The sequence below is a fragment of the Microcella alkalica genome (assembly GCF_014595885.1).
In the GTDB taxonomy this organism is placed as follows: domain Bacteria; phylum Actinomycetota; class Actinomycetes; order Actinomycetales; family Microbacteriaceae; genus Microcella; species Microcella alkaliphila_B.
Map to the genome: position 1 here is coordinate 543,104 of NZ_JABUKC010000002.1, position 24,350 is coordinate 567,453.

Below are 24,350 nucleotides of genomic sequence, written 5' to 3' on the forward strand. Positions count from 1 at the left end.
CGCGCCCGCCGCTCGCGCCCGCCGAGCCGCCGCGCCCGCGCCCGCGCCCGCGCCCGCTCAGTCATACTTCGCCTCCGCCCACCAGCTCGCGCCCTCGAGCACGAGCAGCCAGGCGACGCCCGCGGCGTCGACGACCTGCAGCCGGTGGGCGCGACGGGCTCTCGCCGGATCCCACCAGCGCTCCTCGAGCGGCCACGGCCCCGCCCACGAGGCGATGGGCCGCACGGCGCCGCCCGCGCTCGGCGCGAACCCCGCGGGCGGGGCGCTGAGGCGCAGGCGCTCGTCGATGCGCACGGTCTCGCCCCGGGCATCCACGACCGAGACGGGGTGCCGCGAGGCGTAGACGGTCGCGGGCGCCGGCTGCGGCAGCGCCCCCGGCCACGGGCGATCGACGGGGCGCGTGATGACGGCGCGATCGCCCCAGGGCACGAGCACGCGCCGCTCGGCGAGCGTGCGACCGCCGGAGCGCTGCGCCGTCAGCACGGCCTCGTGCCCGAGCAGGCTCTGCACGCGCGAGAGGGCGTGGTGCACGCGCTCGTCGGGCCCGGAACCCCACAGCCCCGGCTCGTGGTGGGCGAGCGCGTCGAGGCTCTCGGGCACGATGCGCACGCGCGCGATCGCGGCACGCAGATCGGGGCCGGCCGGCGCGCCGGAGCCCGAGGTGGCCGCGCCGCCGAGGCCCGCACCGCCGCCGCTCGAGCCGCCGCGCCCGCCCGCCCCGAGCGTGCGCGTCGCCCCGCTGAGCTGCCAGCGCACGCGGTCGACGATCTCGCTCGGCCGGAACGAGCGGGGGTGCAGCCACGCGCGCTCGCTCTCGCCGCCGAGCTCGTCGACGAAGCCGATGCGCACGGCCGTCGCGACGAGCCGGTGGCTCGCGAGCGTCTCGACGACCTCGTCGGCGAGGCGCCGCACCGCGAACGCGACCTGGTCGACCCGGTCGAGCGGCGGTTCGAGCTCGAGCACGCGCTCGAGATCGAGCGGCGGGATGCGCGGCACGAGCGACCGCGCATCGATCGCGCTCGCGAGCGCGTGCCGGTGAGCCCCTCGCTCGCCGAAGCGGTCGCGTACGGCTTCGGCGGGCAGCTGCGCGAACTCGCCGAGGGTGCGGATGCCGAGTCGGCCCAGCAGGGTCGTGAGCTCGGGGTCGTCGAGCGTCGAGACGGGGTGCGGGGCGAGGAACGCCGCCGCCGCGCCGGCCGGCACGAGGCGCACGGGGTCGTCGGCCCGGGCATCCCGCGCCGCGAGCTCGGCCGTGAACGCGCCGTCGGCGATGCCCGCGCGCGCGTCGGCGACCCCCTCGTCGGCGAGGGCCGCGCGCAGCGCGAGCGCGGCCGCCCGCTCGCCGCCGTAGTAGCGGGCCGGCCCGCGCGCGCCGATCATGACGAGCCCGGGGCGCACGACCTGCACGCCCGCGACGAGCCCCTCGATCGCATCGACGAGCGGCGAGAACAGCCGGTGGTCGCGGTCGTCGTCATGGGGCAGCACGACGAGGGCGGGGCAGAGCCCCTGCGCCTCGCGGCGGCGCTGCCCGCGCACGACGCCCTGCGCTCGGGCCGAGGCCGAGCACGCGACGACGCGGTTGGCGGCGACGATCGCGAGCGGTGCTCCGGCACGGGCGGCACCGTCGCGCACCGCCGCGAGCACCGGCCAGTCGGGCACCCACAGGCACAGCGCGCGCAGCATCAGCCGACCTCCCGCCAGACCTCGCGAGCGCGATCGGCGGCCGAGCGCCCGCGGGCGCCCAGGGCGGCGCGCGGCGCATCGAGGCGACGGATGCCCTGCTCGGGGTCGGGCAGCAGCAGTCGCCCGCTCACGGGCCGCGGCGAGCGCCTGCTCGTCACCGTCACGGTCACCTCGCGGCTCGTGAGGCAGCCGGAGCCCGCCCCGAGCCCCGACCACCGGCTGTCGGTGAGGCTGATCATGGCCTCGGTCTGCGGCCATGCGCCGACCACGAGCAGGGTCGAGCCGCGGTCGCGCAGTCGGCCCGCGAGCCGGGCGACGGCCGCATCACCCGCGGCGCGCCCGGGCTTCACGACGACGACCCCGAGCGCATCGGCGATCGAGGCCGTGACGGTGAGCCACTGGTCGCCGGGGTGCGGCACGAGCACGAGCCGGTCGAGGTCGAGGCCCATCGCCTCGGCCGCCTCGACGCCGAACTCGGGCATGCCGACGACCCCGCACCACGAGCCGGCCGCCGAGGGGCCGGCGAGCAGCGCCATCACGAGGGCGCTCGAGGGGCTCACCGAGTAGGCGGCGCCCTCCTTCAAGCCGCCGTCGGGCAGCAGATCGGCGAGCGCCTCGTGCGTGGGCTTGAGCTTCGAGTCGAGCGTCGTGCGCTGCATCTCGTCGATGCGCGCCTGCAGCGCCTGCACGGCCGACAGGGTCGGCGCAGGGGAGGCGAGGGCGAGTGCGGGCACCTCTCCATGGTCGAACATACGTTCGAATATCGCAACCGCCACCGACATTCGACGGCGTGTCGGGGAGCGTCGCGGAATCCTCGTCGACGCACGGGCGCGACCGGCCTGACGGGCCCGACCGAGGCCTACGCGGCGAGCGCCGCCACCCGTTCCCGCAGGAAGTCGGCCCCCGCCGCGTCGTGCACGAGCGACCCGCGCACCTCCACCGGGTACGGCCGCTGCAGCACGCCGTCGCTCGGCCGCACATCCACGTGCACCGCCTCGAGCCCGACGGCGTGCACGTGGTCGGCCATGAGGTAGTCCGAGCGCGAGTCGCCGACCGAGTACCAGCGCGGCGCCGTGATGCCGCGGCCGGCGAACCAGTCGATCGCGCGCGCCGCGCCGTGATCCTTGTCGAGCCGCACCGACTCGATGTCGGTCGAGATGATCGTGGGGTCGATGCGGTACGGCACCGCCCCCGCGGCGTCCGGCACCGAGCGATCGCGATACCGGATGCCCACCCCGCGCTCGGCGAGCGCCGAGAACGCCGCCTCCTCGAAGGCGGTCTGCGCCGCTCGATACTCCTCCGGCGACACCGAGACCAGCTGCTCGAGCGACACCATGACGCGCTTGCCCTCGTCGACGAACATCGCGTGCCCGTACTGCTCGCGCGCGATCGCCTCGACCTCGGCGCGCGCCTCGGTCGGCAGCGCGACCGAGGGGTCGACCTCGACCTCGCCGAGGCCCGCGGCCGTGATCGGAGCCCACGCCCCGCCCTTCTCGAACACGCCGAAGAGGGCCGCGTCGCGCATCCCACCCTCGATGAGGCGCGAGACGACCTGCTCGCGCATGAAGGCGTCGCTGCGGCCGGTGACGAACGCGACCGGCACGCCCGCGAGCGCGAGCGTCAGCAGGTCGTCGACGATCGAGTCGATCGCGATGGTGCGGGTCTCGGGGCTCGCGATGGGGCCGTCGACGTCGAGCAGCAGGCCGAAGGGCGCGGTGGTGGCGGGCATCCCTCCATCCTCGCGCACCCGCGCATCGGACGAGCGCACCCGCCTGCGGCATCATGACCCCATGACCCGTCACTGGAACTCCCGCGCCGTCGTCTTCGGCGTGCTCGCCCTCGTCGGCCTCGTTGGCACCTGGACGTACAACGCCCTCGCGATCATCGAGCGCCGTGATTTCCTCGGCGACTGGTTCGCCGGCGGCCCCGCCGTCAGCTCGCTCACGACCGACCTGCTCGTCATGGCGGTCGCCGGCTGCGCCTTCATCGTCATCGAGGGCCGTCGCCTGGGCATGCGGCACCTGTGGGCGTACATCGCCTTCTCGGGGCTGACCGCGATCGCGTTCACCTTCCCGCTGTTCCTGATGAACCGCGAGCGGATGCTCGAGCGCCGTCGCACGGAGGCGGCAAGCGCCGCAGCCCCCGCCTGACGCGCCGCGCGCCGGGCGTTGCCCGCCCGTCGCACCCCGCACATGCAGAACGGCCCCGGGCGTAAGCCTCGGGGCCGTTCTCCGCTTCGAGAAGCGGACTGTCTCAACCAGTTCTGGTTGGTTGGTGATCCCTCACCGACCAGCGTGCGCGAGGGGGGACTTGAACCCCCACGCCCTATACGGGCACTAGCACCTCAAGCTAGCGCGTCTGCCAATTCCGCCACCCGCGCTGGTCCGGCCGCTCCACCCTCGGGCGGGGCAACCGAGAGTCGACACTAGCACGTTCGAAGGTGCCGTTCGCACGCCGGGTAGCGTGGTCGCCATGGCAGGCCACGAGCAGCTCAGCGAGACCGCCCGCATCGCCCGCGACCTCATCCGGTTCGACACCACGAACTACGGCGAGGGCCGCTCGAAGGGCGAGACCGAGGCCGCCGAGTACGTCGGCGCGATCCTCGCCGACATGGGTCTGCGCCCCGAGTTCATCGACGCCGCTCCCGGCCGCACGAGCGTCGTCGCGCGCATCGAGGGCTCGTACGCGAACCCGGTCGACACCGCCCGCGGCGAGCGCCCGGCCCTCGTCGTGCACGGCCACCTCGACGTCGTGCCGGCCGACCCCGCGAACTGGTCGGTCGACCCCTTCGGCGGCGAGATCCGCGACGGGATGCTGTGGGGGCGCGGCGCCGTCGACATGAAGAACATGGACGCGATGATCCTCACTGCGCTGCGCCAGATCCTCGGCGGGGGAGGGCAGCCCAACCGCGATCTCGTGGTCGCGTTCCTCGCCGATGAGGAGAACGGCGGCGCCTTCGGCTCGCACCACCTCGTCACCCATCACCCCGAGCTCTTCGCGGGTGCCACCGAGGCGATCAGCGAAGTCGGCGGGTACTCGGTCGACATCAAGGGCCGCCGCGCGTACCTGCTGCAGACCGGGGAGAAGGCGCTGGTCTGGATCCGGCTGCGCACGCGCGGCACGGCGGCGCACGGCTCGCGCGTCATCCGCGACAACGCCGTGACGAAGCTCGCCGAGGCGGTCGCGACGCTCGGCCGGCAGGAGTGGCCGATCCACCTCACGACGACGACCCGGCAGCTGCTCGCCGAGCTCGCGCGCCTCATGGGCTCCGACCCCGAGGCGATCGGGCCGCAGGGGCAGGGCGCCGACGAGCTGCTGCTGCGCACCGGCACCGCGGCCGGCTTCCTGACGGCGACCCTGCGCACGACGACGAACCCGACGCTGCTGAAGGCCGGGTACAAGCACAACGTCATCCCCGACGCCGCCGAGGCGCTCATCGACATCCGCACCCTGCCGGGCGAGGAGGACGCGGTGCTCGCCGAGGTGCGCGCGCTGCTCGCCGACGACGTCGAGATCGAGGTCGTCACGCGCGACGTGGGGCTCGAGAACCCGTTCTCCGGCGCACTCGTCGATGCGATGGTCAGCACGCTGCGCCGCCACGACCCGGAGGCCGAGGTGCTGCCGTACCTGCTGAGCGGCGGCACCGACAACAAGGCCCTCAGCGAGCTCGGCATCACCGGCTACGGCTTCGCGCCGCTGCGCCTGCCGGCCGAGCTCGACTTCGCGGGCATGTTCCACGGCGTCGACGAGCGCGTGCCGCTCGACGCCCTCGACTTCGGGCACCGCGCCCTGACCGACCTGCTGTCGACCTACTAGGAGCCGCGTGTCCCTCCTCGAAGCGATCATCCTCGGCCTCATCCAGGGCCTGACGGAGTTCCTGCCCATCTCCTCCAGCGCCCACCTGCGCATCGCGGGCGAGTTCCTGCCGAGCGCCACTGATCCGGGCGCGACGTTCACCGCGATCACGCAGATCGGCACCGAGCTGGCGGTGCTGCTCTACTTCTGGAAGGACATCACGCGCATCATTGGCCGCTGGTTCCGGCACTTCTCGCCGAGCTCGGGCGTGCCGCGCACCGACCCCGACGTGCGCATGGGCTGGCTCATCATCATCGGCACGATCCCGATCGTCGTGGTCGGCTACCTCGCGCAGGAGTCCATCCGCTCCACGTTCCGCTCGCTCTGGCTCGTCGCGATCGTGCTCATCGTCTTCGGCCTGATCCTGGGCCTCGCCGACTGGCTCGGTCGCCGCACGCGCGAGCTCGACCAGCTCACCTACCCGCACGGCCTGCTGTACGGCGCCGCGCAGATGCTCGCCCTCATCCCCGGCGTGTCTCGCTCGGGCGCGACGACGACCATGGGTCTCGCGCTCGGCTACACGCGCCCGGCGGCGGCGCGCTACGCCTTCCTGCTCGCGATCCCCGCGGTCTTCGGCAGTGGCCTGTACGAGCTGCTGACCGCGTTCCGCGAGCCGAGCGCGAGCCCCTTCGGCTGGTTCGACACGCTCGCCGCGACGGTCGTCGCCTTCGGCGTCGGCTACCTCGTCATCGCGGGCCTCATGCGGTACATCTCGACGCGCTCGTTCCTGCCGTTCGTGATCTACCGCGTGGTGCTCGGCACCGTGCTGCTCATCCTGCTCGGCGCGGGTGTCATCGACGCGGGCTAGGCGCGCCGGGCATCCGCCCACGTCGTGGTCGGCGCAGGGGCGCCGATGGGGGGATGCCCGCCCTACGCGGGCGGCTCGCTGGCCGACTGCGGCGGCTCGTCGTCGTCGCGCTTGCGCAGGTAGCGCTCGAACTCCTGCGCAATCGCCTCACCGCTCGCCTCGGGCGCCTCGACGGCGTCGCGCGCCCGCTCGAGCGAGACGATGTACGACTTCATGTCCTCGTCGTCGTCGGCGAGGGCGTCGATGCCGTCCTCCCAGGCGCGAGCCTCGTCGAGCAGGTCGCCGCGGGGGATGGTGACGTCGACGAACTCCTCGAGCTTGTCCAGCAGCGCGAGCGTCGCCTTGGGCGAGGGCGCGTTGTGCACGTAGTGCGGCACGGAGGCCCACAGCGACACGACGGGGATGCCGACCTCCTCCGCGGCGGCGGCGATGACGCTGAGGATGCCGACCGGGCCTTCGTAGCTCGAGCGCTCGACGCCGAGCTCCTCGCGCACCTGCGCGTTCTCGCTCGAGGCGTGCACGGCGATGGGGCGCGAGTGCGGCACGTCGGCCAGCAGCGCTCCGAGCAGGATGATGCCCGTGATGTCGGCGGTGAGGGCCTGGTCGATGGTCTCGGTGGCGAAGGTGCGCCAGCCGCGGGAGGGCTCGGTGCCGAGCAGCAGGTAGATGTTGTCGTGGTTGGTGCCGCTGACGTCGAGGATCCGCTCGGGCGAGGCCTCGCGCGGCAGGCCGTCGTCGTTCGCCGGCCCGTAGAAGGTCACGCCGGGCCAGCGGAGTCGGCGCCGCCCCTCCTCGTCGAACTCGGCGACGGGCCGATTGAGCTGGAAGTCGTAGTAGTCCTCGGGGTCGACGTCGGCGATGGCCACGACGTCGAGCACCTCCTTGAGGGCCTTCACCGCGCCGCTCGCGGCCTCGCCGGCGTCGTTCCAGCCCTCGAAGGCGACGACGAGCAGCCGCCCGCCGCGGAACAGGTCGCTCTGGGTCACGTCGCTCGCTCTCGTCGCCCGCGCCGGCCGACCTCCGGCGGCGCGCTGACCAGGATAGAACGCAACTAGACTGGCCCGTCGTGACCGCACCGATCGATCCCGCGCGCCTGCCCGCGGCGGTGCTGTGGGACATGGATGGCACGATCGTCGACACCGAGCCGTACTGGATGCGCGCCGAGACCGAGCTCATCGAGAGCTTCGGCGGCTCCTGGAGCGCCGATGACGGCCTCCAGCTCGTCGGCTCCGGCCTGCTCGACGCCGCCGCCATCATCCGCGAGGCGGGGGTCGATCTGCCGCTGCCGGAGATCGTCGACCGCCTCACCGACCGCGTGATGGCGCTCATCGCGCAGGAGGTGCCGTGGCGTCCGGGCGCACGCGAGCTGCTCGGCGAGCTGCGCGCGGCCGGTGTGCGCACCGCGCTCGTCACGATGTCGCTGCGCCGCATGGCGCTCACGGTCGCCGACGCGCTCGGCAGCGACGCCTTCGACCTCGTGGTCGCGGGCGACGACGTCACGCGACCCAAGCCGCACCCGGAGCCCTACCTGACAGCCGCCGAGCGGCTCGGGGTGAGCATCCGCGACTGCATCGCGATCGAAGACAGTGAGTTCGGTCTCGTCTCGGCCGTCGCCTCGGGCGCCGCCACGATTGGCGTGCCCTGCCACGTGACGCTGCACGCGGCGCCCACCCACGAGTTGTGGCCGAGCCTCGCCGGCCGCACCCTCGACGACCTCGCGGCGGCGCTCGAGCGTCACCACCACCGCGCGACAGGAGCCCCCGCATGACTCTCCGCCGCCAGTCCGGCCCGTTCGTCGAGGGCGACCAGGTGCAGCTGACCGACACGAAGGGCCGGCTCAACACCGTGACCCTCGAGCGCGGCAAGGCGTTCCACAGCCACCGCGGCGTGCTGCCGCACGAGTCGCTCATCGGGCTGCCCGACGGCAGCGTCGTCGAGAACTCCAACGGCGTGCCGTACCTGGCGCTGCGCCCGCTGCTGACCGACTTCGTCATGTCGATGCCGCGCGGCGCGGCGATCGTCTACCCGAAGGATGCCGGGCAGATCGTCGCGATGGGCGACGTCTTCCCGGGCGCGACGGTCGTCGAGGCAGGCGTCGGCTCGGGAGCCCTCTCGCTGTCGCTGCTGCGCGCGATCGGGCCCACCGGGCGCCTGCTGAGCTTCGAGCGCCGCGAGGAGTTCGCCGACATCGCCCGCGGCAACGCCGCCGCCTTCCTGGGCGAGGCGCCGGCGAACTGGACGATCACGCTGGGCGATCTGCAGGATGCCCTGCCGCAGACCGTCGAACCGGGCACGGTCGACCGCGTCGTGCTCGACATGCTCGCCCCCTGGGAGTGCCTCGAGGCGGTCGGCGACGCGCTGACGCCCGGGGGAGTGCTCGTGGTCTACGTCGCCACCGCCACCCAGCTGAGCCGGGTCGCCGAGGCGATTCGCGCGCAGGAGCGCTTCACCGAGCCGCTGTCGAGCGAGACGATGGTGCGCGGCTGGAACGTCGACGGCCTCTCGGTGCGCCCCGACCACCGCATGGTCGCGCACACGGGCTTCCTGCTCACCGCCCGCCGCCTCGCGGACGGCACCGCGCGCTTCGTGAAGGCCAAGCGCGGGCAGAAGACCGAGCACGGTGACGAGGACGTCGAGCTGTGGACCCCGGGCGCGCTCGGCGACCGGCAGGCGAGCGCCAAGCGGCTGCGCAAGGCCGTCCGCGAGGCGCAGTCGCTCGCCGAGCGCTCGGCCAAGCGGCTCGGCGACGCCCCGGTAGAGTTCTGACCGAACGCCCCACCACGACTCGAAGAGGTTCTGTGCGCACGTCCGCTCCCGCCATCGTGATGACCGCCGTCGTGCTCGGCACGCTCACCGCCTGCGCGCCCGCCGCCGACGAGGCGTGCTCTCCTGTCGTGCCGACGGGCGACCAGCCGAGCTTCGTCGAGGCGAGCGGCGAGCTGCTGAGCGAGCCGCGCGTCGACTTCCCGACGCCGCTGCTGAGCGACTCGCCGGAGCGCGCCGTGCTGCTCGCCGGCGAGGGTGACACGATCGGCGCCGGCCAGACCGTCGACCTGCAGGTCAGCCTGTTCGACGGCGAGTCGGGCGAGCTCATCACGGCCTCCTCCTACGACGAGGAGAGCGAGCCGCTGCGCCGCACCGCCGGCGCGGAAGGCGACATCATCGCCGAGGCCGCGCAGTGCGCCGAGGTCGGCTCGCGCGTCGCGGTGACGGCCACCATCGCCGACGTCTTCGGCCCCGGCCAGATCGACCCGTCGACGGGTCTGGAGGACGCCAGCCCCGTCGTGCTCGTCATCGACTTCCAGGAGGCCTACCTGGGGAAGGCGGACGGCGCCCCGCAGCTCGGTGCCTCGGGCGTGCCCGCGGTCGTCACGACTCCGGAGGGCGTGCCGGGCATCACGATCCCGGACGAGCAGCCCTCGGGCGAGCTCATCGATCACGTGCTCGTGCTCGGCGACGGCGAGGCGCTGGAGGCCGGCGACCGCGCCGTGCTGCACTACACAGGCCTGGTGTGGGAGACCGAGGAGGTCTTCGACTCCAGCTGGGAGCGCGGCACCGCGGCGACCTTCCCGATCGTGAGCTTCGAGGAGGACCCGGCGGGCATCGTCCCCGGCCTCGCGCAGGCGCTCGAGGGCAAGACGGTCGGCTCGCAGGTCGTCGTCGTGATCCCGCCCGAGCTCGGCTACCCGGAGGGTCAGGCCCCGGCCACGATCCCGGCCGGCTCGACCATGGTGTTCGTCGTCGACATCCTCGGCATCGAGGAGTAGCCGCTCGTGGCCGCGCGTCGCAGCGCCCGGGCCGACGCCGCGTCGGCCCGCCGCCGCGTGCCGCCAGAGCAGCGCCAGTTCAACCTCATCCTCGCCCTCATGGCGACCGACCAGGGGCTGACGAAGCACGACATCCTCTCGACGGTCGCCGGCTACTCCGAGCGCTTCGAGCAGGCCGACGACAAGGAGCGCACGGCGCTCGAGCGCCAGTTCGAGCGTGACAAGGAGGATGTCCGCGAGCTCGGCGTGCCGCTGGAGACCGTCGACCAGCCGGGCGCCGAGGGCGACACGCGCCTGCAGCGCTACCGCATCCCGAAGTCGCAGTACCGCCTGCCCGACGACGTCGAGTTCTCGGCGGAGGAGGTGGCGCTGCTGAGCCTCGCGGGCCAGGTCTGGCGCGAGGGCTCGCTCACCGAGCGATCGCGGCGAGCGCTGACGAAGCTCAGAGCCTTCGGCCACGCCGTCGAGAGCAGCGTCATCGGCTTCGCGCCGTCGATCCGCACGCGTGAGGCGGCCCACGACCCGCTCGCCGACGCGATCGATCGTCGCCGCCAGGTGAGCTTTCCGTACCTGAAGCCGGGCCTCGCCGAGCCCGAGCTGCGGCGTGTCTCGCCCCTCGCGCTGGTCAATCACGAGGGGCGCTGGCATCTGCACGCCCACGACGAGGCGGCGGATGCCCCGCGCACCTTCCTGCTGCGCCGCATCGTCGGCACCGTGCGCGCGGAGGATGCCCCGGCGCGCGCCCCGCGCCCGGACGAGGCCGCGCTCGCCCAGGCCGAGCTGCAGCAGCTCTTCGAGCGCACGACGGCGACGGTCGTCGCGCGCCCGGGCAGCGAGGCCGACGTGGTGCTGCGCAATCGCGCCGGCACCGTCGTCGAGGGGGAGGCGCTCATCGTGCGCACGACCGACCTCGCGGTGCTCGCCGATGAGCTCGCGGCGTTCGGCGCCGACGTGCGCGTCGAGGGGCCGGAGTCGGTGCGCAAGGCCGTGCTCGCCCGCTGGCGCGAGGTGGTGCGCGCGCATGGCTGATCGCACGCCCCCGGTGAAGTCGGGTGACAAGCTCGCCCTCCTGCTCGGCCTCGTGCCGTACCTCATCGACGAGGTGCGCGTGAGCGTGACGCAGGCGGCCGCGCAGTTCGAGACGACGCCGGATCAGATGCGCGCGCTCGTCGGCTACCTCATCGGCACGGGCGAGCCCGGGCCCGACGGCCTGTACCTGCCGCAGGGGCTGTTCGACATCGACTGGGACGACTTCGAGCAGCGCGACATCATCCGGTTCCGCCAGGCGCCGCTCGACGAGCGTCCGCGCCTCTCGGCACGCGAGGCCGCCGCGCTGCTCGCCGGCCTGCAGGCGCTCGCGGCTCTGCCGGGCTTCGCCGAGCGCGACGACCTGGAGCGCCTCATGGGCAAGCTCGCGCGCGGCGCCTCGGGCGAGGTCGCCCCGGTGGCGGTGCAGACGCGCACGGCCGACGCCCTGCGCGAGACGGTCGCCGCGGCGGTCGCGGCCGGGCAGCGGCTGCGGCTCGACTACGTGACGACGCGCGGCGAGCGCGACGAGCGCGAGGTCGATCCGATCCGCCTGGAGTCGGTCGACGACGTCTGGTACCTGCGCGCCTGGTGCCTGAGTCGCGAGGCCGAGCGCACCTTCCGCCTGGACCGCATGGCGAGCGCGGTCCCGATCGGCGACGCCGAGCCGCACGAGCCCTCGACGGCCGACGCGGGCGAGCTGTTCCGCAGCGACGCCGACGACCTGCTCGTGACGGTCGAGCTGCCGGCCGCCTCGCTGCCGCTCATCGCCGACTACCTCGGGCCGGAGGACGCCGTCGAGTACGCCGGCGACCGCGCGATCGCGCGCATCCCGCTGGCCCATCGCGGTCTCGTCGGTCGTCTGGCGGCCCGCCTCGCCGGCGTGGGCGCGATCACCGAACCGGCGGATGCTCGTGCCGCGGCCGCGCAGTGGGCCCGCGAGGCTCTCGCCGCCTCCGGCGAGCCGCTCGACTGAGGTCGCACGAGGCCCGCGGCGACTCGGCCACCGCATACCGCTCGTTCGGCTCGCGCTCGCTCACGACGGGTAGACTGCAAGCACTTCGCCCCTTTCTCGTGAGGACGACCCCATGTTCGGCAACGCATTCACCGGCTGGCACGCTGTCATCCTGCTCGTCGTCATCCTGCTCCTGTTCGGGGCGCCGAAGCTTCCCGCGCTGGCGCGAAGCCTCGGGCAGTCGATGAAGATCTTCAAGAGCGAGGTGAAGAACCCCGACGCTCCCGCTGACCCGGCCGCGCCGGCCGCGACGACCGCGGAGGGGACCGACACCACGCCCAAGCCCTAGGCCGTGGCAATCCGCACCGCCCGTCCTCGCAACTCCGAGGGTCGGATGTCGCTCGGCGAGCACCTCGTCGAGCTCCGCAAGCGCCTGACCATCATCGGCGTCGCGATCCTCGCCGCCGCCGTCGGCGGATGGTTCCTCGCCGATCCCGTCTGGGCGGCGCTCAGCGAGCCGCTCCGCGTGGTGGCGGAAGCGCAGGGGCGCGATGCGACGATCAACTACACGGCGGTCACCGAGGCCTTCGACACGAAGCTCGTCATCGCGCTGGTGCTCGGCGTCGTCATCGCCTCGCCCATCTGGCTCTACCAGCTGTGGGCCTTCATCGTGCCAGCGCTGCATCGCCGCGAGAAGCAGTACGCGATCGGGTTCCTCGCCGCGGCCCTGCCGCTCTTCCTGGCCGGCTGCGCCGCCGGCTGGTTCGTGCTGCCGCACATCGTGGAGCTGCTCACGGGCTTCGCCGCGGAGGGCACGGCGACGCTGCTGACGGCGAAGTTCTACCTCGACTTCTCGCTCAAGCTCATCCTCGCGATCGGCATCGGCTTCGTGCTGCCGGTCGTGCTCGTGATGCTGAACTTCGCGCGGGTCATCACGGGCGCGAGCATCCTCAAGGCCTGGCGCTGGGCGATCCTGACGATCACGGTCTTCACGGCCTTCGCGACGCCGGCCGCCGACATCATGTCGATGTTCCTGCTCGCGATCCCCATGGTCGGGCTGTACTACCTCGCCGCGGGCATCTCGGTCATCAACGACAAGCGCGTCGCCAAGCGCGAGGCCGCCCTCGCCGCCGAGTACGGCATCGACGCGGCGCCCGCATGACCCGCGCGATCCGCACCGCCGACGTGGTCGCATGACCTCGGCGGCCGAGCCGAGCCCCGCCGAGCGCTTCGCCGCCGCGCGGGCCCTGCGCGAGCATCCCCGTCTGCGGGCGTTCCGCGACCATCTGACCTTCGACCTCGACCCCTTCCAGCAGGCCGCGTGCGCCGTGCTCGAGGAGGGGCGCAGCGTGCTCGTCGCCGCGCCGACCGGGGCCGGCAAGACGATCGTGGCCGAGTTCGCCGTCTTCCTGGCGATGTTCGACCCCCGGGCGAAGATCTTCTACACCGCGCCGATGAAGGCGCTCAGCAACCAGAAGTACAACGAGCTCGTCGCCCAGTACGGGCCGAGCGAGGTCGGGCTGCTCACGGGCGACACCAACATCAACGCGACCGCGCGCATCGTCGTCATGACGACCGAGGTGCTGCGCAACATGCTCTACGCCGACTCGGCGCTGCTCACCGACCTGCAGTACGTCGTCATGGACGAGGTGCACTACCTCGCCGACCGCTTCCGCGGTGCGGTGTGGGAGGAGGTGATCATCCACCTGCCGCTGCCGGTGCGCCTGGTCTCGCTCAGCGCGACCGTGTCGAACGCCGAGGAGTTCGGCGACTGGCTGCAGGCCGTGCGCGGCGACACCGACGTGATCGTCAGCGAGACCCGACCGGTGCCGCTCGAGCAGCACGTGCTCGTGCGCTCGAAGCTCGTCGACCTCTTCGACTCCAGCGGGCAAGCTGCGACGAACCGCGTCAACCCCGAGCTCGTGCAGCTCGCGCGCGCGGGCGGGCACACGCCGCACCGCGGCCGCCAGCACCACCCTCGACGGTGGGAGAAGCGCCCCGGCGGCGACGGCCGCCTGGAGCGCGCCGAGGTGGCGATGCTGCTCGCGCAGCGCAACCTGCTGCCGGCGATCTTCTTCATCTTCTCCCGCGCCGGCTGCGACGGCGCGGTGCGCCAGCTGCTGCGCTCGGGCATCAAGCTCACCGAGTCGTGGGAGCGCGAGGAGATCCGCCAGATCGTCGAGGAGCGCTGCCGCACGCTGCGCGACGACGACCTCGCCGTGCTCGGCTACTGGGAGTGGCTCGACGGCCTCCAGCGCGGCGTCGCCGCGCACCACGCGGGGCTACTGCCGGCGTTCAAGGAAGTCGTCGAGGAGCTCTTCCAGCGGAAGCTGCTCAAGGTCGTCTTCGCGACCGAGACGCTCGCCCTCGGCATCAACATGCCCGCGCGCACGGTCGTGCTCGAGAAGCTGGAGAAGTTCAACGGCGAGGCGCGCGTGCCGATCACGCCGGGGGAGTACACGCAGCTCACCGGCCGCGCCGGTCGCCGCGGCATCGACGTCGAGGGCCACGCCGTCATCCAGTGGACGGGCGGGCTCGATCCGCAGGCCGTTGCGAGCCTCGCCTCGCGCCGCACGTACCCGCTGAACTCGAGCTTCCGGCCGACGTACAACATGGCCGTCAACCTCATCGAGCAGTTCGGGCGCCAGCGCACGCGCGAGATCCTGGAGAGTTCGTTCGCGCAGTTCCAGGCCGACCGCGCCGTCGTCGACCTCGCCCGCACCGTGCGCAAGCAGCAGGAGTCGCTCGAGGGCTACGCGCGCAGCATGCAGTGCCACCTCGGTGACTTCACCGAGTACTCGGCGCTGCGCCGCGAGCTCAGCGACCTCGAGCGAGAGCGCGCCCGGGTGGGCGAGCAGGGCGGCCGCGCTGAGCGCGACCGGCGCCAGCGGCAGATCGAGGGCGTGCGACGCCGCATGCGCAAGCACCCCTGTCACGGCTGCGCCGACCGCGAGGCGCACGCCCGCTGGGCCGAGCGCTGGTGGCGCCTCAAGCGCGAGAGCGACAAGGTGAGCCGGCAGATCCGCGGCCGCACGGGCGCCGTCGCGCAGGTCTTCGACCGCGTCACCGAGGTGCTCGGCGAGCTCGGCTACCTCGAGAAGGACGAGCACGGTCGCACGGGCCTCACCGCCGACGGCCGCGCGCTGCGGCGCATCTACGGCGAGCGCGACCTGCTCGTGGCCGAGAGCCTGCGCCGCGGCTACTGGAACGACCTCGACGCCCCCGCCCTCGCCGCGATGGCGTGCGCGATCGTGTTCGAGGCCCGGCGCGACGACGGGCAGGCCCCCGAGTACGCCCTGCCGCGCGGCCCGTTCCGCATCGCGCTCGAGCGCACCCAGCTGCTGTGGGCCGAGCTCGACGACCTGGAGCGCGAGCACCGCCTGCCCGGCTCCGACCCGCTCGCGACGACGCTCGCGCTGCCCATGCACCAGTGGGCGAGCGGCAAGAGCCTCGAGGTCGTGCTGCGCGAGTCCGGCCTCGCCGCGGGCGACTTCGTGCGCTGGTGCAAGCAGACCATCGACCTGCTCGACCAGGTCTCGCTCGTCGCCGACGGGCCGGTCGGGCGCACCGCGCGCACGGCCCTCGACGCGGTGCGGCGCGGCATCGTCGCCTACAGCTCGGTGGCGTGAGCATCCGCCCGTTCGCGCTCTCTAGGATCGAACCGTGATGGATGCTCCCGCCCGCCCGCGCGAGGCCGCACCGTCACTCGCCGCCCCGCCGCTCGCGCTCGCCGCGCCCGCCCCGGCCGTGCCGCGACTCGGCGTCGCCCTGCTCGCCGCCGCCCTCGGTGGCTGGACGATGGATCTCGGGTTCCCCGACCGCGGCTGGTGGCCGCTGACGATCGTCGGCACCGCGCTCGTGCTGTGGAGCCTGCGCGGCCGCTCGATCGGCGGCGCCCTGCTCGTCGGTGCGGTCGCCGGCTTCACCTTCTACGGCGTGCTCATCGAGTGGCTGACGGTGTACCTCGGCATCGTGCCGTGGCTCGCACTGACGCTCGCGCAGGTCTTCTTCGTCGCGCTCGGCGCCGTGCCGATCGCGCTCGCCTGGCGGTGGATGCCCGTGGCCTTCCCCGGCGTCGCCGGCCGCCTGCTGCTCACCCCCGTCGTGATCGCGGGGCTGTGGACGGCGCGCGAGGGCATCTCGAACGTGTGGCCGTGGGGCGGGTTCGCGTGGGGGAGGCTCGCGATCTCGCACGCCGGGGGCCCGCTCGCGCACTGGGCCGCGTGGGTGGGGGTCTCGGGGCTGAGCTTCCTGCTCGCGCTGCTGGCCGCGGTGCTCGCGGCGGTCGCGGTCGAGCGGCGCACGCCGGTCGTCGCGCGCGGCGCGCTCGTGACGGGGCTCGCCGCGACGATGCTCGTCTGGCCGGCGTTCCCGACCGTGACGAGCGGCTCGGCGCGCGTCGCCGCGGTGCAGGGCAACTCGCAGACGGGGCTCTTCGCGCAGTACGAGCGCGGCGACATCCTGCAGGATCACCTCGATGCGAGCGTGCCGCTGTACGACCTCGGCGGGGGAGAGGGCGCCGCGGCCGGCGCCGAGCCGCCGCTCGACGTCGTCGTCTGGCCCGAGAACGCCTCCGACCTTGACCCGCTGCGCGAGCCCTACGCCGCCGGCGCGCTCGACTCGGTGTCGAATCGACTGCAGGCGCCCGTCGTCGTCGGCACGATCACCGCCGACGGCGAGCGCACCTACAACTCGGTGCTGCTGTGGCAGGCCGGCGAGGGCGCAGTCGACCAGTACGACAAGATCCATCCCGTGCCCTTCGCCGAGTACCTGCCCGAGCGCGAGGTCTTCTACCCGCTCGCGCCCGACCTGTTCGACCTCGTGCCGCGCGACTACTCGATCGGGCAGCGCGACACGGTGCTTGAGCTCGACGACCTCGTCGCCGGCATCGCCATCTGCTACGACATTGTCGACGACGACCTGCTCGCCCGTATGATCGACGAGGGCGCGACAGTGCTCTTCGCGCCGACGAACAACGCCGACTTCGGGCGCACCGATCAGGCCCTGCAGCAGCTCTCGATCGCCCGCCTGCGCGCCATCGAGTCGGGGCGCAGCGTCGTGCAGGCCTCGACGGTCGGCTCGAGCGCGATCATCGCGCCCGACGGGTCGACGGTCGACGAGCTGCCCCGCTTCGAGCCGGGCGTCATGGTGCAGGAGGTCGCGCTGAGCGAGGTCGTCACGCCCGCGCACGCGCTCGGCCGCACCCCGGAGTGGTTCGTCTGCCTGCTCGGCGCGTCCGCCCTCCTGCTCGCCGGCCTCGCGGTGCGCGGCTCGCGGGGGCGGCGAGCGTGAGCGGGACCGGCGCGAGCGCGCTCATCGTGCTGCCGACGTACAACGAGGCCGAGAGCATCCGCAGCATCGTCGCACGCATCCGCGTCGCGGTGCCGGAGGCCGCCGTGCTCGTCGTCGATGACGCCTCGCCCGACGGCACCGGCGCGATTGCCGACGAGCTCGCCGCCGCCGACCCGGGGGTGAGCGTCCTGCACCGCCCGGGCAAGGCGGGCCTCGGCGCCGCCTACCTCGCGGGCTTCGCGATCGCGCTCGAGCGCGGCTACCGCTTCGTCGTCGAGATCGACGCCGACGGCTCGCACGACCCCGCCGAGCTGCCGGCGATGCTCGGCCTCGCCGAGCGCGAGGGCGCTGACCTGGTCATCGGCTCGCGCTGGGTGCCCGGCGGCGCGGTCGTGAACTGGCCGTGGCTGCGGCGCGCGATCTCGCGCAGCGGCAACGCCTACGCCCGGTGGATGCTGCGCTCGCGCGTGCAGGACCTGACGGCCGGATTCCGCGTCTACCGCGCCGCCGTGCTCGCGGGCCTCGACGGCTCGGTCGTGTCGTCGCACGGCTACTGCTTCCAGGTCGAGCTCGCCTGGCGGCTCGAGCGCGCGGGCGGGCGCATCCTGGAGCACCCGATCGCCTTCGTCGAGCGCGCCACGGGCCGCTCGAAGATGCACGCCGGCATCGTCGCCGAGGCGCTGTGGCGCGTCACCGCGTGGGGCACGAGCGCGCGACTCGGCCGCGAACCGCTGCCGTCGACGTCGCGCGTCTGAGCGCCGCCGCGTCGAGTCGCGTGCGGCGCGCGGTCAGCGCATCGTCGCCGTCGTCGTCATGACGAGCTCGAGCCCGCCCTCGACCTCGCGCCGCTCGAGCGCGACCTTCAGGCTCGCGAACACGGCGAGGTCATCGACGTGGGTGCCGCCGCAGGGGATGCGCACCTCGCCCTCGGGTAGCGCGCACACCCAGGTCCGGCGTGCCGTGATCGCCTCGTCGTCGCGTTCGATGCGTACCGCGCCGCCCGCGGCGACCCAGGTGGCGAGCGCGGCGTTCGCGCGCTCCTCGACCGCCGCGAGCGCGTCGAGCGCCGCGGGCGCAAAGCCCTTCCGACGCAGCGACTTGCCGATGCGGTAGGTGTCGATCGAACCGTGCTCGTGGATGCGCGAGGTCACGATCGCGAGCTGGTCGAACGCCGGATGCCCGAGCGCGTCGCGCGGGGCATCCTTCGTCCAGGCGTCGGCGAGCGCGCCGTCGAGCGCGAGCGAGGCGAGGTGGCAGGCCGTGTGCCCGGCACACAGCGCCCCGCGCAGCTCGGCGTCGACGACGACCTCGACGACCTCGCCCTCGGCGGGCGGCTCGCCCTCGATGACGTGGGCGACGACAAAGACCCACCCCTCGGTGCCGGTGCGCACCGGCAGGTCGCGCCCGAGCAGCAGCGTGCCGTCGTGCACGCCGCCCATGACGGCGTCGACGACGGGCAGCGCGCGGTCGGCCAGGCGCAGCTCTCCGCGGTCGGCCGGCTGGTCGGGCCACGCGGTATCGACGGGGTGCAGCGCCGTGCGGTCGAGGATGACGGCCGAACGGCCGTCCACGAGGGGTTCGACGTGCACGACGGTGCCGGTGGAGCCGATTGCGCCGTCGGGGTAGCTGACGAGGGTGTCGTGCTGGGGGAGCGCCATGATCCTCGAGCCTAGGCGCTCGTCACGCGGGGGCACGGGAGGGAGGCGTCGGCGGCCGACGGAGGGGGATGCGCGGCGGGCGCTACGCGCCGAGGCGCTCGTCGGTGCCGCGGCGCTGGCGCAGCAGCTGCAGGCGCTCCTTGAGCAGCTCTTCCAGCTCGGCGATGGTGCGGCGCTCGAGCAGCATGTCCCAGTGGGTGCGCGCGGCCTTGACCTCACCCTGCTCGATGTCGACGGGAGTGCCGTCGGGCGAGAGCAGCACGCCCTCGCGGCCCGACTTCGGCGACTCCCACGTCTCGGGCAGTTCCGCGTCGGCGGCGAAGACGACCTCGAAGGTCTCGCCGTCGCTCGTGCGGTACTGCGCACGCTGCCGGGAGGCGAACTCGACACCCTCTTCGCTCTGCATGCTCTGCGAGCCGAGGCGCATGCCCCGGAGCGTTCGATCGGCCATGATGCACCCCTTCCGCGTCGCGTTTCCATGAAAAGGTATAGACCTTTCCGCCCGCGTCGGCGAGTGCGAGAGCGGCTTTCCCAGACCTTTGCCAGTGTCCCCCGATTCACGTCACCGGGGTACAGAATCGCTAGGTGCGGGAGCGCAGCACCTCGAGCGCGAGATCCGCGCGGTCGGTGACGATGCCGTCGACGCCGCGATCGAGCAGCGTGTGCATCGTCGCGGGATCGTTGACCGTCCAGACGTGCACTTCGACGCCCGCGGCGCGGAAGGCCCGCAGCACGCGGGGAGCGGTCGTCTCGCCGCCGAGCGCGCGCTCGGGCATCTGCACCGCGTGCACGCCCGCGAGGGCCGCCCGCACGAGCGGCACGGCGCCGAGGCGCGCGGCGAGCAGGGCAGCGGCGAACCGTGGTGCCGAGGCGCTCGTCGCGACCTCCGGCAGCAGGCGCAGGGCCGCGGCGCGCCGCCGTTCGCTGAACGACGTCAGCAGAACGCGATGCTCGGCACGCAGCTGCCGCACCGCGTCGACCGCGGGCGCGACCGCCTCCGCGCTCTTGAGGTCGATGTTGAAGCGCGCCTCCGGGAAGGCCTCGAGCGCCTCGGCGAGCGTGGGGAAACCCTGCCCCTCACCGAGCGGCACCTGCGCGAGCTCGGCCGCCGTGCGCTCACCGACCCGGCCCGGGATGCCCGCGACGCGATCGAGGTCGGCGTCGTGGGCGATCACCGCGACGCCATCGCGGCTCGCGTGCACGTCGGTCTCGAGATGCTCGACCCCGATCGCGAGCGCGTGCGCGAAGGCCAGGAGGGTGTTCTCGGGCGCGTCGACCGCGAGCCCCCGGTGCGCGAGCACGCGGGGGAGCGCGGGGGAGAAGTACGCCTCAGCCGCCTCCGACCGCACCTAGGAGGTCGCCCCCGGCACGATCGGCTCGGTGCGCGACTCGCCGCCGGGCGTACGACCGGCGGAGGGCCCGAGCCCGAAGCCGTTCGTGATGCCCTTGAGCGCCTCGGTGAGCTCGCTCGGGATGATCCACATCTTGTTCGAGGCGCCCTCGGCGAGCTTCGGCAGGGTCTGCAGGTACTGGTAGGCGAGCAGCTTCGAGTCGGGGTCGCCCTTGTGGATGGCGTCGAAGACGGTCTGGATCGCCTCAGCCTCGGCCTGCGCGCGCAGCACCTGCGCCTTCGCGTCGCCCTCGGCCTTGAGGATCTCGGCCTGGCGGCGCCCCTCCGCCTCGAGGATCTGCGACTGCTTCGTGCCCTCCGCGGTGAGGATCGCGGCGCGGCGGTCGCGCTCGGCACGCATCTGCTTCTCCATCGAATCCTGGATGCTCGCGGGCGGGTCGATGGCCTTGAGCTCCACGCGGTTGACGCGGATGCCCCACTTGCCCGTCGCCTCGTCGAGCACGACGCGCAGCTGGCCGTTGATGTTGTCGCGGCTCGTCAGCGCCTCCTCGAGGTTGAGGCCACCCACGACGTTGCGCAGCGTCGTGACGGTGAGCTGCTCGACGGCGGCGAGGTAGTTCGCGATCTCGTAGGTCGCGGCACGGGCATCCGTCACCTGGAAGTAGACGACCGTGTCGATCGAGACGACGAGGTTGTCCTCGGTGATGACGGGCTGCGGCGGGAACGACACGACCTGCTCGCGCATGTCGACGAGCGGACGCAGCCGATCGATGAAGGGCACGAGGAGGTTGAGGCCCGGCTGGAGGGTCTTGTGGTACCGCCCGAGGCGCTCGACGACGCCGGCGTACGCCTGCGGCACGATGCGGATCGAGCGCAGAATGACGACGACGACGAAGATGCCGAGGACGACCAGCAGGCCGACCGTGAAGACTTGCCCGACGAAGTCGGTGAGGCTGATCACGACGTGGTGCTCCTCTCATGCGGGGCGACCTCGGCGGTCGCTCCGTCGATGCGCGTGACGACGACGCGATCGCCCTCGCGCAGGGTGGTGGTCTCATGCTCGGGGGCGAGCCTGGCCGTCCAGGTCTCGCCGTTGGCGAGCCGCACGTAGCCGGTGTCGCCGGAGAAATCAGCTGTCACGCGCCCCTGCATGCCCTGCAGGGCGTCGACGTTGGTGCGCGCGCCGCGCTCATCGGCGCCGCGCCGCAGCGTCTTCAGCAGCAGCGGCCTGATCGTGAACAGCAGCAGGGCCGAGACGATGGCCGCCGCGCCGATCTGCAGCCACCACGGGCCGCCGGCGAGGTTCACGCCGAGACCGCCGATGAGGCTGCCGGCGCCGATCATGAGGAAGGTGAACTCGAGCGTCAGCAGCTCGATGATCACGCACACGAGCACGAAGACCAGCCAGATGATCCAGAGGTACTGGGTGAGGTCGGGCATCGGCGCCTTCCTGGGTCGACTGATGCTCACGCTATCACCGGCCCCCGACGCCCCAGGGCGCCCGACACGGCGGGCATCCGCGGTAGGGTCGGGAGTCGTGAACAGCCCCCTGCAGCCCGGCTCGCTCGCCGGCAAGACCGCCCTCGTCACCGGCTCCTCCCGCGGCATCGGCGCCGACACCGTGCGCTACTTCGCCGCCGCCGGCGCGAACGTCGTCATCAACTACCGCTCGAAGGCGCCGCGGGCTGAGAAGCTGCTCGCCGAGCTCGAGGCAAACGGCACGCAGGGTCTCGCGATCGGCGCCGACCTCACCGACCCCGCTTCCGTCGAATCGATGATGGATGCTGTGCGCGAGCGCTTCGGCGCCCTCGACATCCTCGTGCTCAACGCCTCCGGCGGCATGGAGGCCGGCATGGGCGAGGACTACGCGCTGCGGCTCAACCGCGACGCCCAGGTGAACGTGCTGACGAAGGCGCTGCCGCTGCTGCACGAGGGCTCGCGCATCGTGTTCGTCACCAGCCACCAGGCCCACTTCATCCGCACCGTGCCGACGATGCCCGAGTACGAGCCCGTCGCGCTCTCCAAGCGCGCTGGCGAGGATGCCCTGCGCGAGTTCATCCCGCAGCTGCAGGCCGCCGGCATCGGCTTCACGGTCGTCTCGGGCGACATGATCGAGGGCACCGTCACCGCGACGCTGCTCGACCGCGCCAACCCCGGCGCCATCGAGGCGCGCAAGGAGGCCGTCGGCAAGCTGTACAACGTCGCCGAGTTCGCCGCCGAGGTCGCGCAGGCCGCGGTCGACCCCGTGCCGGCCGACAACACGCGCCTCGTCGGCGACGTCGGCTACTTCACCGAGTACGCCGCGGGGGAGTAGCACCGTGGCCCCGACGCCGGGCCTGCGCCGGTCATCCCGCATCATCCTCCTGGACGACGCAGGGGCCGCACTGCTGTTCTTCACGGCCTCGCCCGACTCCAGCCGGTGGGCCCGGTGGATCACTCCGGGCGGCGGCGTCGACCCGGGCGAGACGCACGAGCAGGCGGCGATCCGCGAGCTCTTCGAAGAGACCGGGCTCGTCGTCGAGAGCGTCGGCACGCCCGTCTGGTCGATCGACTTCGAGGTGGCGTGGGATGCCGCGGACCACGACCGCGGCCACGCCGAGTACTACCTCGTGCGCTGCGAGCGCTTCGAGCCGGTGTCGACGAACTGGACCGATGACGAGCACATCGACGTGACCGCCCACGGGTGGTTCACCGCGGACGAGCTGCTCGCCACCGGCCAGCCGTTCGAGCCCTACGACCTGCCGCGGCTGCTGCGGTCGTTCGCGTCAGCCGCGCCGCTCGACTGAGCGCCCGGGCCCGCGGGCTCGTCGCCCTCGTGGAACCGCGAGGGAGCATCCGCCGCGATGCCGGCCGCGATCGGCCGCTTGCCGAACACGGGCTCGGCCTCGGCCATCTCCTCCTCGCTCGCGATGCGGAACGGGGGAGCGTTCTCGACGTGCACCTCGTGCCGGCCCTCGCCCTTCGTGGCGCGCAGGCTCGCGACGATCGACACGGTGATGATGATCGCGACGACGGCGAGCGAGACGCTCGTGGGGATCTTGTAGACGTCGAGCAGCAGCATCTTGATGCCGACCCAGATGAGCACGAACGCCAGGCCGAGCTTGAGGTAGATGAAGCGGTGGATCAGGTCGGCGAGCAGGAAGTACATCGCCCGCAGGCCCAGGATGGCGAAGGCGTTCGCGGTGAACACGATGAACGGCTCGCTCGTCACGCCGAAGATCGCCGGGATCGAGTCGACCGCGAAGATGATGTCGGTCACCTCGACGAGCACGAGCACCGCGAGCAGGGGAGTGGCGACGATGACGCCGGCCTTGCGGATGAGGAACTTCTGGCCGTGGTAGGCGTCGGTCATCGGCACGAAGCGCTTGAAGGTCTTGAGGATCTTCGAGTTCGCGACGTCCATGTGCTCGTTGCGCTTCCGGATCATCATCCAGCCCGTGTAGAGCAGGAAGGCCGCGAAGACGTAGAGGATCCACGAGAACTGGTCGATGAGCACCGCGCCGAGAGCGATGAAGATGGCGCGGAACACGAGGGCGCCGAGCACGCCGAGGAAGAGCACGCGGTGCTGGAACTCGCGGGGCACGCCGAAGAAGGCGAAGATGATCGCCCACACGAACACGTTGTCGACGGCGAGCGACTTCTCGATGAGGTAGCCGGCGTAGTACTGCTGGCCGAGCTCGGCCCCGTACTCCCACCAGATGTAGCCGCCGAAGGCGACGCCGAGCGTCACCCAGACGACCGACCACGCGGCCGCCTCCTTGACGCTGATGACGTGGGCCTTGCGGTGCGCGACGAGGTCGATCGCGAGCATGACGAGGATGCCGCCGATGACGGCGAACCACAGCCAGAGGGGAACGTCCATGACGTGACTCCTGAAAGGTCGTTGAGGCGATTCAGGAGGTCTTTCCCGGCCGAGATGGTCTGAGATCGGCCCGTGGCGCCGGATCCGTGCGGA

25 protein-coding genes and 1 tRNA gene are annotated in these 24,350 nt (G+C 72.7%); 15 read left to right on the top strand and 11 right to left on the bottom strand.

Features of this window, described 5'->3' with window-relative positions; translation table 11 throughout:
- Positions 1 to 57: 57 nt before the first annotated feature.
- From ID804_RS07030 to ID804_RS07040, 3 genes are all read right to left on the bottom strand, one after another.
- Positions 58 to 1,683 carry a DNA polymerase Y family protein gene (locus ID804_RS07030; protein ID WP_169078417.1) on the bottom strand — a complete coding sequence of 542 codons (1,626 nt, stop codon included), beginning with the start codon at positions 1,681 to 1,683 and terminating at the stop codon, positions 58 to 60.
- Positions 1,683 to 2,417: a hypothetical protein gene (locus tag ID804_RS07035; protein WP_169078419.1), complete on the bottom strand. Its 735-nt coding sequence runs from the start codon at positions 2,415 to 2,417 to the stop codon at positions 1,683 to 1,685. Before ID804_RS07035 ends, ID804_RS07030 begins: the two co-directional genes overlap by 1 nt.
- 125 nt (positions 2,418 to 2,542) lie before the next feature.
- Positions 2,543 to 3,412: a hypothetical protein gene (locus tag ID804_RS07040; protein ID WP_169078421.1), complete on the bottom strand. Its 870-nt coding sequence runs from the start codon at positions 3,410 to 3,412 to the stop codon at positions 2,543 to 2,545.
- Positions 3,413 to 3,473: 61 nt separating this feature from the next.
- Between ID804_RS07040 and ID804_RS07045 the strand changes: the two genes are divergently transcribed.
- Positions 3,474 to 3,833, top strand: coding sequence for a DUF2834 domain-containing protein (locus ID804_RS07045; protein ID WP_169078423.1), 360 nt, complete (start codon positions 3,474 to 3,476; stop codon positions 3,831 to 3,833).
- A 145-nt stretch (positions 3,834 to 3,978) separates the two neighbouring features.
- Here ID804_RS07045 and ID804_RS07050 read toward each other — a convergent pair.
- Positions 3,979 to 4,063 (bottom strand) — tRNA-Leu (locus ID804_RS07050).
- Between the two features lie 92 nt (positions 4,064 to 4,155).
- Here ID804_RS07050 and ID804_RS07055 point away from each other — a divergent pair.
- The gene (locus tag ID804_RS07055; protein WP_169078425.1) at positions 4,156 to 5,499 is read left to right on the top strand and encodes a M20/M25/M40 family metallo-hydrolase; all 1,344 of its coding nucleotides are present in this window, start codon (positions 4,156 to 4,158) and stop codon (positions 5,497 to 5,499) included.
- A gap of 7 nt (positions 5,500 to 5,506) precedes the next feature.
- Complete coding sequence (locus ID804_RS07060) at positions 5,507 to 6,346, top strand: undecaprenyl-diphosphate phosphatase (protein ID WP_169078427.1); 840 nt, start codon at positions 5,507 to 5,509, stop codon at positions 6,344 to 6,346.
- Between the two features lie 62 nt (positions 6,347 to 6,408).
- Here ID804_RS07060 and ID804_RS07065 read toward each other — a convergent pair whose 3' ends face one another.
- Positions 6,409 to 7,332, bottom strand: coding sequence for a PAC2 family protein (locus ID804_RS07065; protein ID WP_169078429.1), 924 nt, complete (start codon positions 7,330 to 7,332; stop codon positions 6,409 to 6,411).
- 80 nt (positions 7,333 to 7,412) lie between these two features.
- Here ID804_RS07065 and ID804_RS07070 point away from each other — a divergent pair, with 80 nt between their 5' ends.
- The 10 genes from ID804_RS07070 (at position 7,413) to ID804_RS07115 (ending at position 18,141) form a co-directional block, all read left to right on the top strand.
- Positions 7,413 to 8,114, top strand: a complete 702-nt coding sequence (locus tag ID804_RS07070) for an HAD family hydrolase (RefSeq protein ID WP_348981078.1) — start codon at positions 7,413 to 7,415, stop codon at positions 8,112 to 8,114.
- Positions 8,111 to 9,112: a tRNA (adenine-N1)-methyltransferase gene (locus ID804_RS07075; RefSeq protein ID WP_169078431.1), complete on the top strand. Its 1,002-nt coding sequence runs from the start codon at positions 8,111 to 8,113 to the stop codon at positions 9,110 to 9,112. The genes ID804_RS07070 and ID804_RS07075 overlap by 4 nt, the downstream gene beginning before the upstream one ends.
- Positions 9,113 to 9,144: 32 nt before the next feature.
- A complete protein-coding gene (locus tag ID804_RS07080; protein ID WP_169078433.1) occupies positions 9,145 to 10,113 on the top strand; it encodes an FKBP-type peptidyl-prolyl cis-trans isomerase in 969 nt (322 codons plus the stop codon).
- A 6-nt stretch (positions 10,114 to 10,119) separates the two neighbouring features.
- The gene (locus ID804_RS07085) at positions 10,120 to 11,142 is read left to right on the top strand and encodes a helix-turn-helix transcriptional regulator (protein WP_317451207.1); all 1,023 of its coding nucleotides are present in this window, start codon (positions 10,120 to 10,122) and stop codon (positions 11,140 to 11,142) included.
- Positions 11,135 to 12,115 (top strand): helix-turn-helix transcriptional regulator, encoded by a 981-nt coding sequence (locus ID804_RS07090; RefSeq protein WP_169078436.1) that lies wholly within the window; start codon positions 11,135 to 11,137, stop codon positions 12,113 to 12,115. Before ID804_RS07085 ends, ID804_RS07090 begins: the two co-directional genes overlap by 8 nt.
- 112 nt (positions 12,116 to 12,227) lie before the next feature.
- Positions 12,228 to 12,443: a twin-arginine translocase TatA/TatE family subunit gene (gene tatA, locus ID804_RS07095; RefSeq protein WP_169078438.1), complete on the top strand. Its 216-nt coding sequence runs from the start codon at positions 12,228 to 12,230 to the stop codon at positions 12,441 to 12,443.
- A 3-nt stretch (positions 12,444 to 12,446) separates the two neighbouring features.
- Positions 12,447 to 13,256, top strand: coding sequence for a twin-arginine translocase subunit TatC (gene tatC / locus ID804_RS07100; protein WP_317451208.1), 810 nt, complete (start codon positions 12,447 to 12,449; stop codon positions 13,254 to 13,256).
- 31 nt (positions 13,257 to 13,287) lie between these two features.
- Positions 13,288 to 15,723: a DEAD/DEAH box helicase gene (locus tag ID804_RS07105; RefSeq protein WP_169078440.1), complete on the top strand. Its 2,436-nt coding sequence runs from the start codon at positions 13,288 to 13,290 to the stop codon at positions 15,721 to 15,723.
- 37 nt (positions 15,724 to 15,760) lie between these two features.
- Positions 15,761 to 17,386 (top strand): apolipoprotein N-acyltransferase, encoded by a 1,626-nt coding sequence (gene lnt / locus ID804_RS07110; protein WP_169078442.1) that lies wholly within the window; start codon positions 15,761 to 15,763, stop codon positions 17,384 to 17,386.
- On the top strand, positions 17,383 to 18,141 hold the full coding sequence (locus ID804_RS07115; RefSeq protein ID WP_169078444.1) for a polyprenol monophosphomannose synthase: 759 nt from the start codon (positions 17,383 to 17,385) through the stop codon (positions 18,139 to 18,141). The genes lnt and ID804_RS07115 overlap by 4 nt, the downstream gene beginning before the upstream one ends.
- 33 nt (positions 18,142 to 18,174) lie before the next feature.
- On the opposite strand, the gene ID804_RS07120 is transcribed toward ID804_RS07115, so the two are convergent.
- The 5 genes from ID804_RS07120 to ID804_RS07140 all read right to left on the bottom strand — a co-directional run bounded on the left by ID804_RS07120 (position 18,175) and on the right by ID804_RS07140 (position 21,835).
- A complete protein-coding gene (locus ID804_RS07120) occupies positions 18,175 to 19,044 on the bottom strand; it encodes an alanyl-tRNA editing protein (RefSeq protein ID WP_169078446.1) in 870 nt (289 codons plus the stop codon).
- A gap of 82 nt (positions 19,045 to 19,126) precedes the next feature.
- Positions 19,127 to 19,495 (bottom strand): RNA polymerase-binding protein RbpA, encoded by a 369-nt coding sequence (locus ID804_RS07125; RefSeq protein WP_169078448.1) that lies wholly within the window; start codon positions 19,493 to 19,495, stop codon positions 19,127 to 19,129.
- A 130-nt stretch (positions 19,496 to 19,625) separates the two neighbouring features.
- The gene (locus ID804_RS07130) at positions 19,626 to 20,345 is read right to left on the bottom strand and encodes a glycerophosphodiester phosphodiesterase family protein (RefSeq protein WP_317451209.1); all 720 of its coding nucleotides are present in this window, start codon (positions 20,343 to 20,345) and stop codon (positions 19,626 to 19,628) included.
- Between the two features lie 48 nt (positions 20,346 to 20,393).
- Positions 20,394 to 21,353, bottom strand: coding sequence for an SPFH domain-containing protein (locus tag ID804_RS07135; protein WP_317451226.1), 960 nt, complete (start codon positions 21,351 to 21,353; stop codon positions 20,394 to 20,396).
- Positions 21,353 to 21,835 carry an NfeD family protein gene (locus tag ID804_RS07140; RefSeq protein WP_153981032.1) on the bottom strand — a complete coding sequence of 161 codons (483 nt, stop codon included), beginning with the start codon at positions 21,833 to 21,835 and terminating at the stop codon, positions 21,353 to 21,355. Before ID804_RS07140 ends, ID804_RS07135 begins: the two co-directional genes overlap by 1 nt.
- Before the next feature lie 97 nt (positions 21,836 to 21,932).
- Here ID804_RS07140 and ID804_RS07145 point away from each other — a divergent pair, with 97 nt between their 5' ends.
- Complete coding sequence (locus ID804_RS07145) at positions 21,933 to 22,709, top strand: SDR family oxidoreductase (RefSeq protein WP_169078454.1); 777 nt, start codon at positions 21,933 to 21,935, stop codon at positions 22,707 to 22,709.
- A gap of 4 nt (positions 22,710 to 22,713) precedes the next feature.
- Positions 22,714 to 23,181 carry an NUDIX hydrolase gene (locus ID804_RS07150; protein WP_169078456.1) on the top strand — a complete coding sequence of 156 codons (468 nt, stop codon included), beginning with the start codon at positions 22,714 to 22,716 and terminating at the stop codon, positions 23,179 to 23,181.
- Here ID804_RS07150 and ID804_RS07155 read toward each other — a convergent pair.
- Positions 23,127 to 24,257 carry a TerC family protein gene (locus ID804_RS07155; protein ID WP_169078458.1) on the bottom strand — a complete coding sequence of 377 codons (1,131 nt, stop codon included), beginning with the start codon at positions 24,255 to 24,257 and terminating at the stop codon, positions 23,127 to 23,129. The two genes, ID804_RS07150 and ID804_RS07155, sit on opposite strands and share 55 nt — an antisense overlap.
- Positions 24,258 to 24,350: the final 93 nt, after the last annotated feature.

Bases quoted from the DNA above. Each gene is read 5' to 3' on its own strand.
- ID804_RS07030 (WP_169078417.1), bottom strand. From the start codon at position 1,683: ATGCTGCGCGCGCTGTGCCTGTGGGTGCCCGACTGGCCGGTGCTCGCG.
- ID804_RS07040 (WP_169078421.1), bottom strand. From the start codon at position 3,412: ATGCCCGCCACCACCGCGCCCTTCGGCCTGCTGCTCGACGTCGACGGC.
- ID804_RS07045 (WP_169078423.1), top strand. From the start codon at position 3,474: ATGACCCGTCACTGGAACTCCCGCGCCGTCGTCTTCGGCGTGCTCGCC.
- ID804_RS07055 (WP_169078425.1), top strand. From the start codon at position 4,156: ATGGCAGGCCACGAGCAGCTCAGCGAGACCGCCCGCATCGCCCGCGAC.
- ID804_RS07075 (WP_169078431.1), top strand. From the start codon at position 8,111: ATGACTCTCCGCCGCCAGTCCGGCCCGTTCGTCGAGGGCGACCAGGTG.
- ID804_RS07090 (WP_169078436.1), top strand. From the start codon at position 11,135: ATGGCTGATCGCACGCCCCCGGTGAAGTCGGGTGACAAGCTCGCCCTC.
- tatA (WP_169078438.1), top strand. From the start codon at position 12,228: ATGTTCGGCAACGCATTCACCGGCTGGCACGCTGTCATCCTGCTCGTC.
- ID804_RS07105 (WP_169078440.1), top strand. From the start codon at position 13,288: ATGACCTCGGCGGCCGAGCCGAGCCCCGCCGAGCGCTTCGCCGCCGCG.
- lnt (WP_169078442.1), top strand. From the start codon at position 15,761: ATGGATGCTCCCGCCCGCCCGCGCGAGGCCGCACCGTCACTCGCCGCC.
- ID804_RS07120 (WP_169078446.1), bottom strand. From the start codon at position 19,044: ATGGCGCTCCCCCAGCACGACACCCTCGTCAGCTACCCCGACGGCGCA.
- ID804_RS07125 (WP_169078448.1), bottom strand. From the start codon at position 19,495: ATGGCCGATCGAACGCTCCGGGGCATGCGCCTCGGCTCGCAGAGCATG.
- ID804_RS07140 (WP_153981032.1), bottom strand. From the start codon at position 21,835: ATGCCCGACCTCACCCAGTACCTCTGGATCATCTGGCTGGTCTTCGTG.
- ID804_RS07155 (WP_169078458.1), bottom strand. From the start codon at position 24,257: ATGGACGTTCCCCTCTGGCTGTGGTTCGCCGTCATCGGCGGCATCCTC.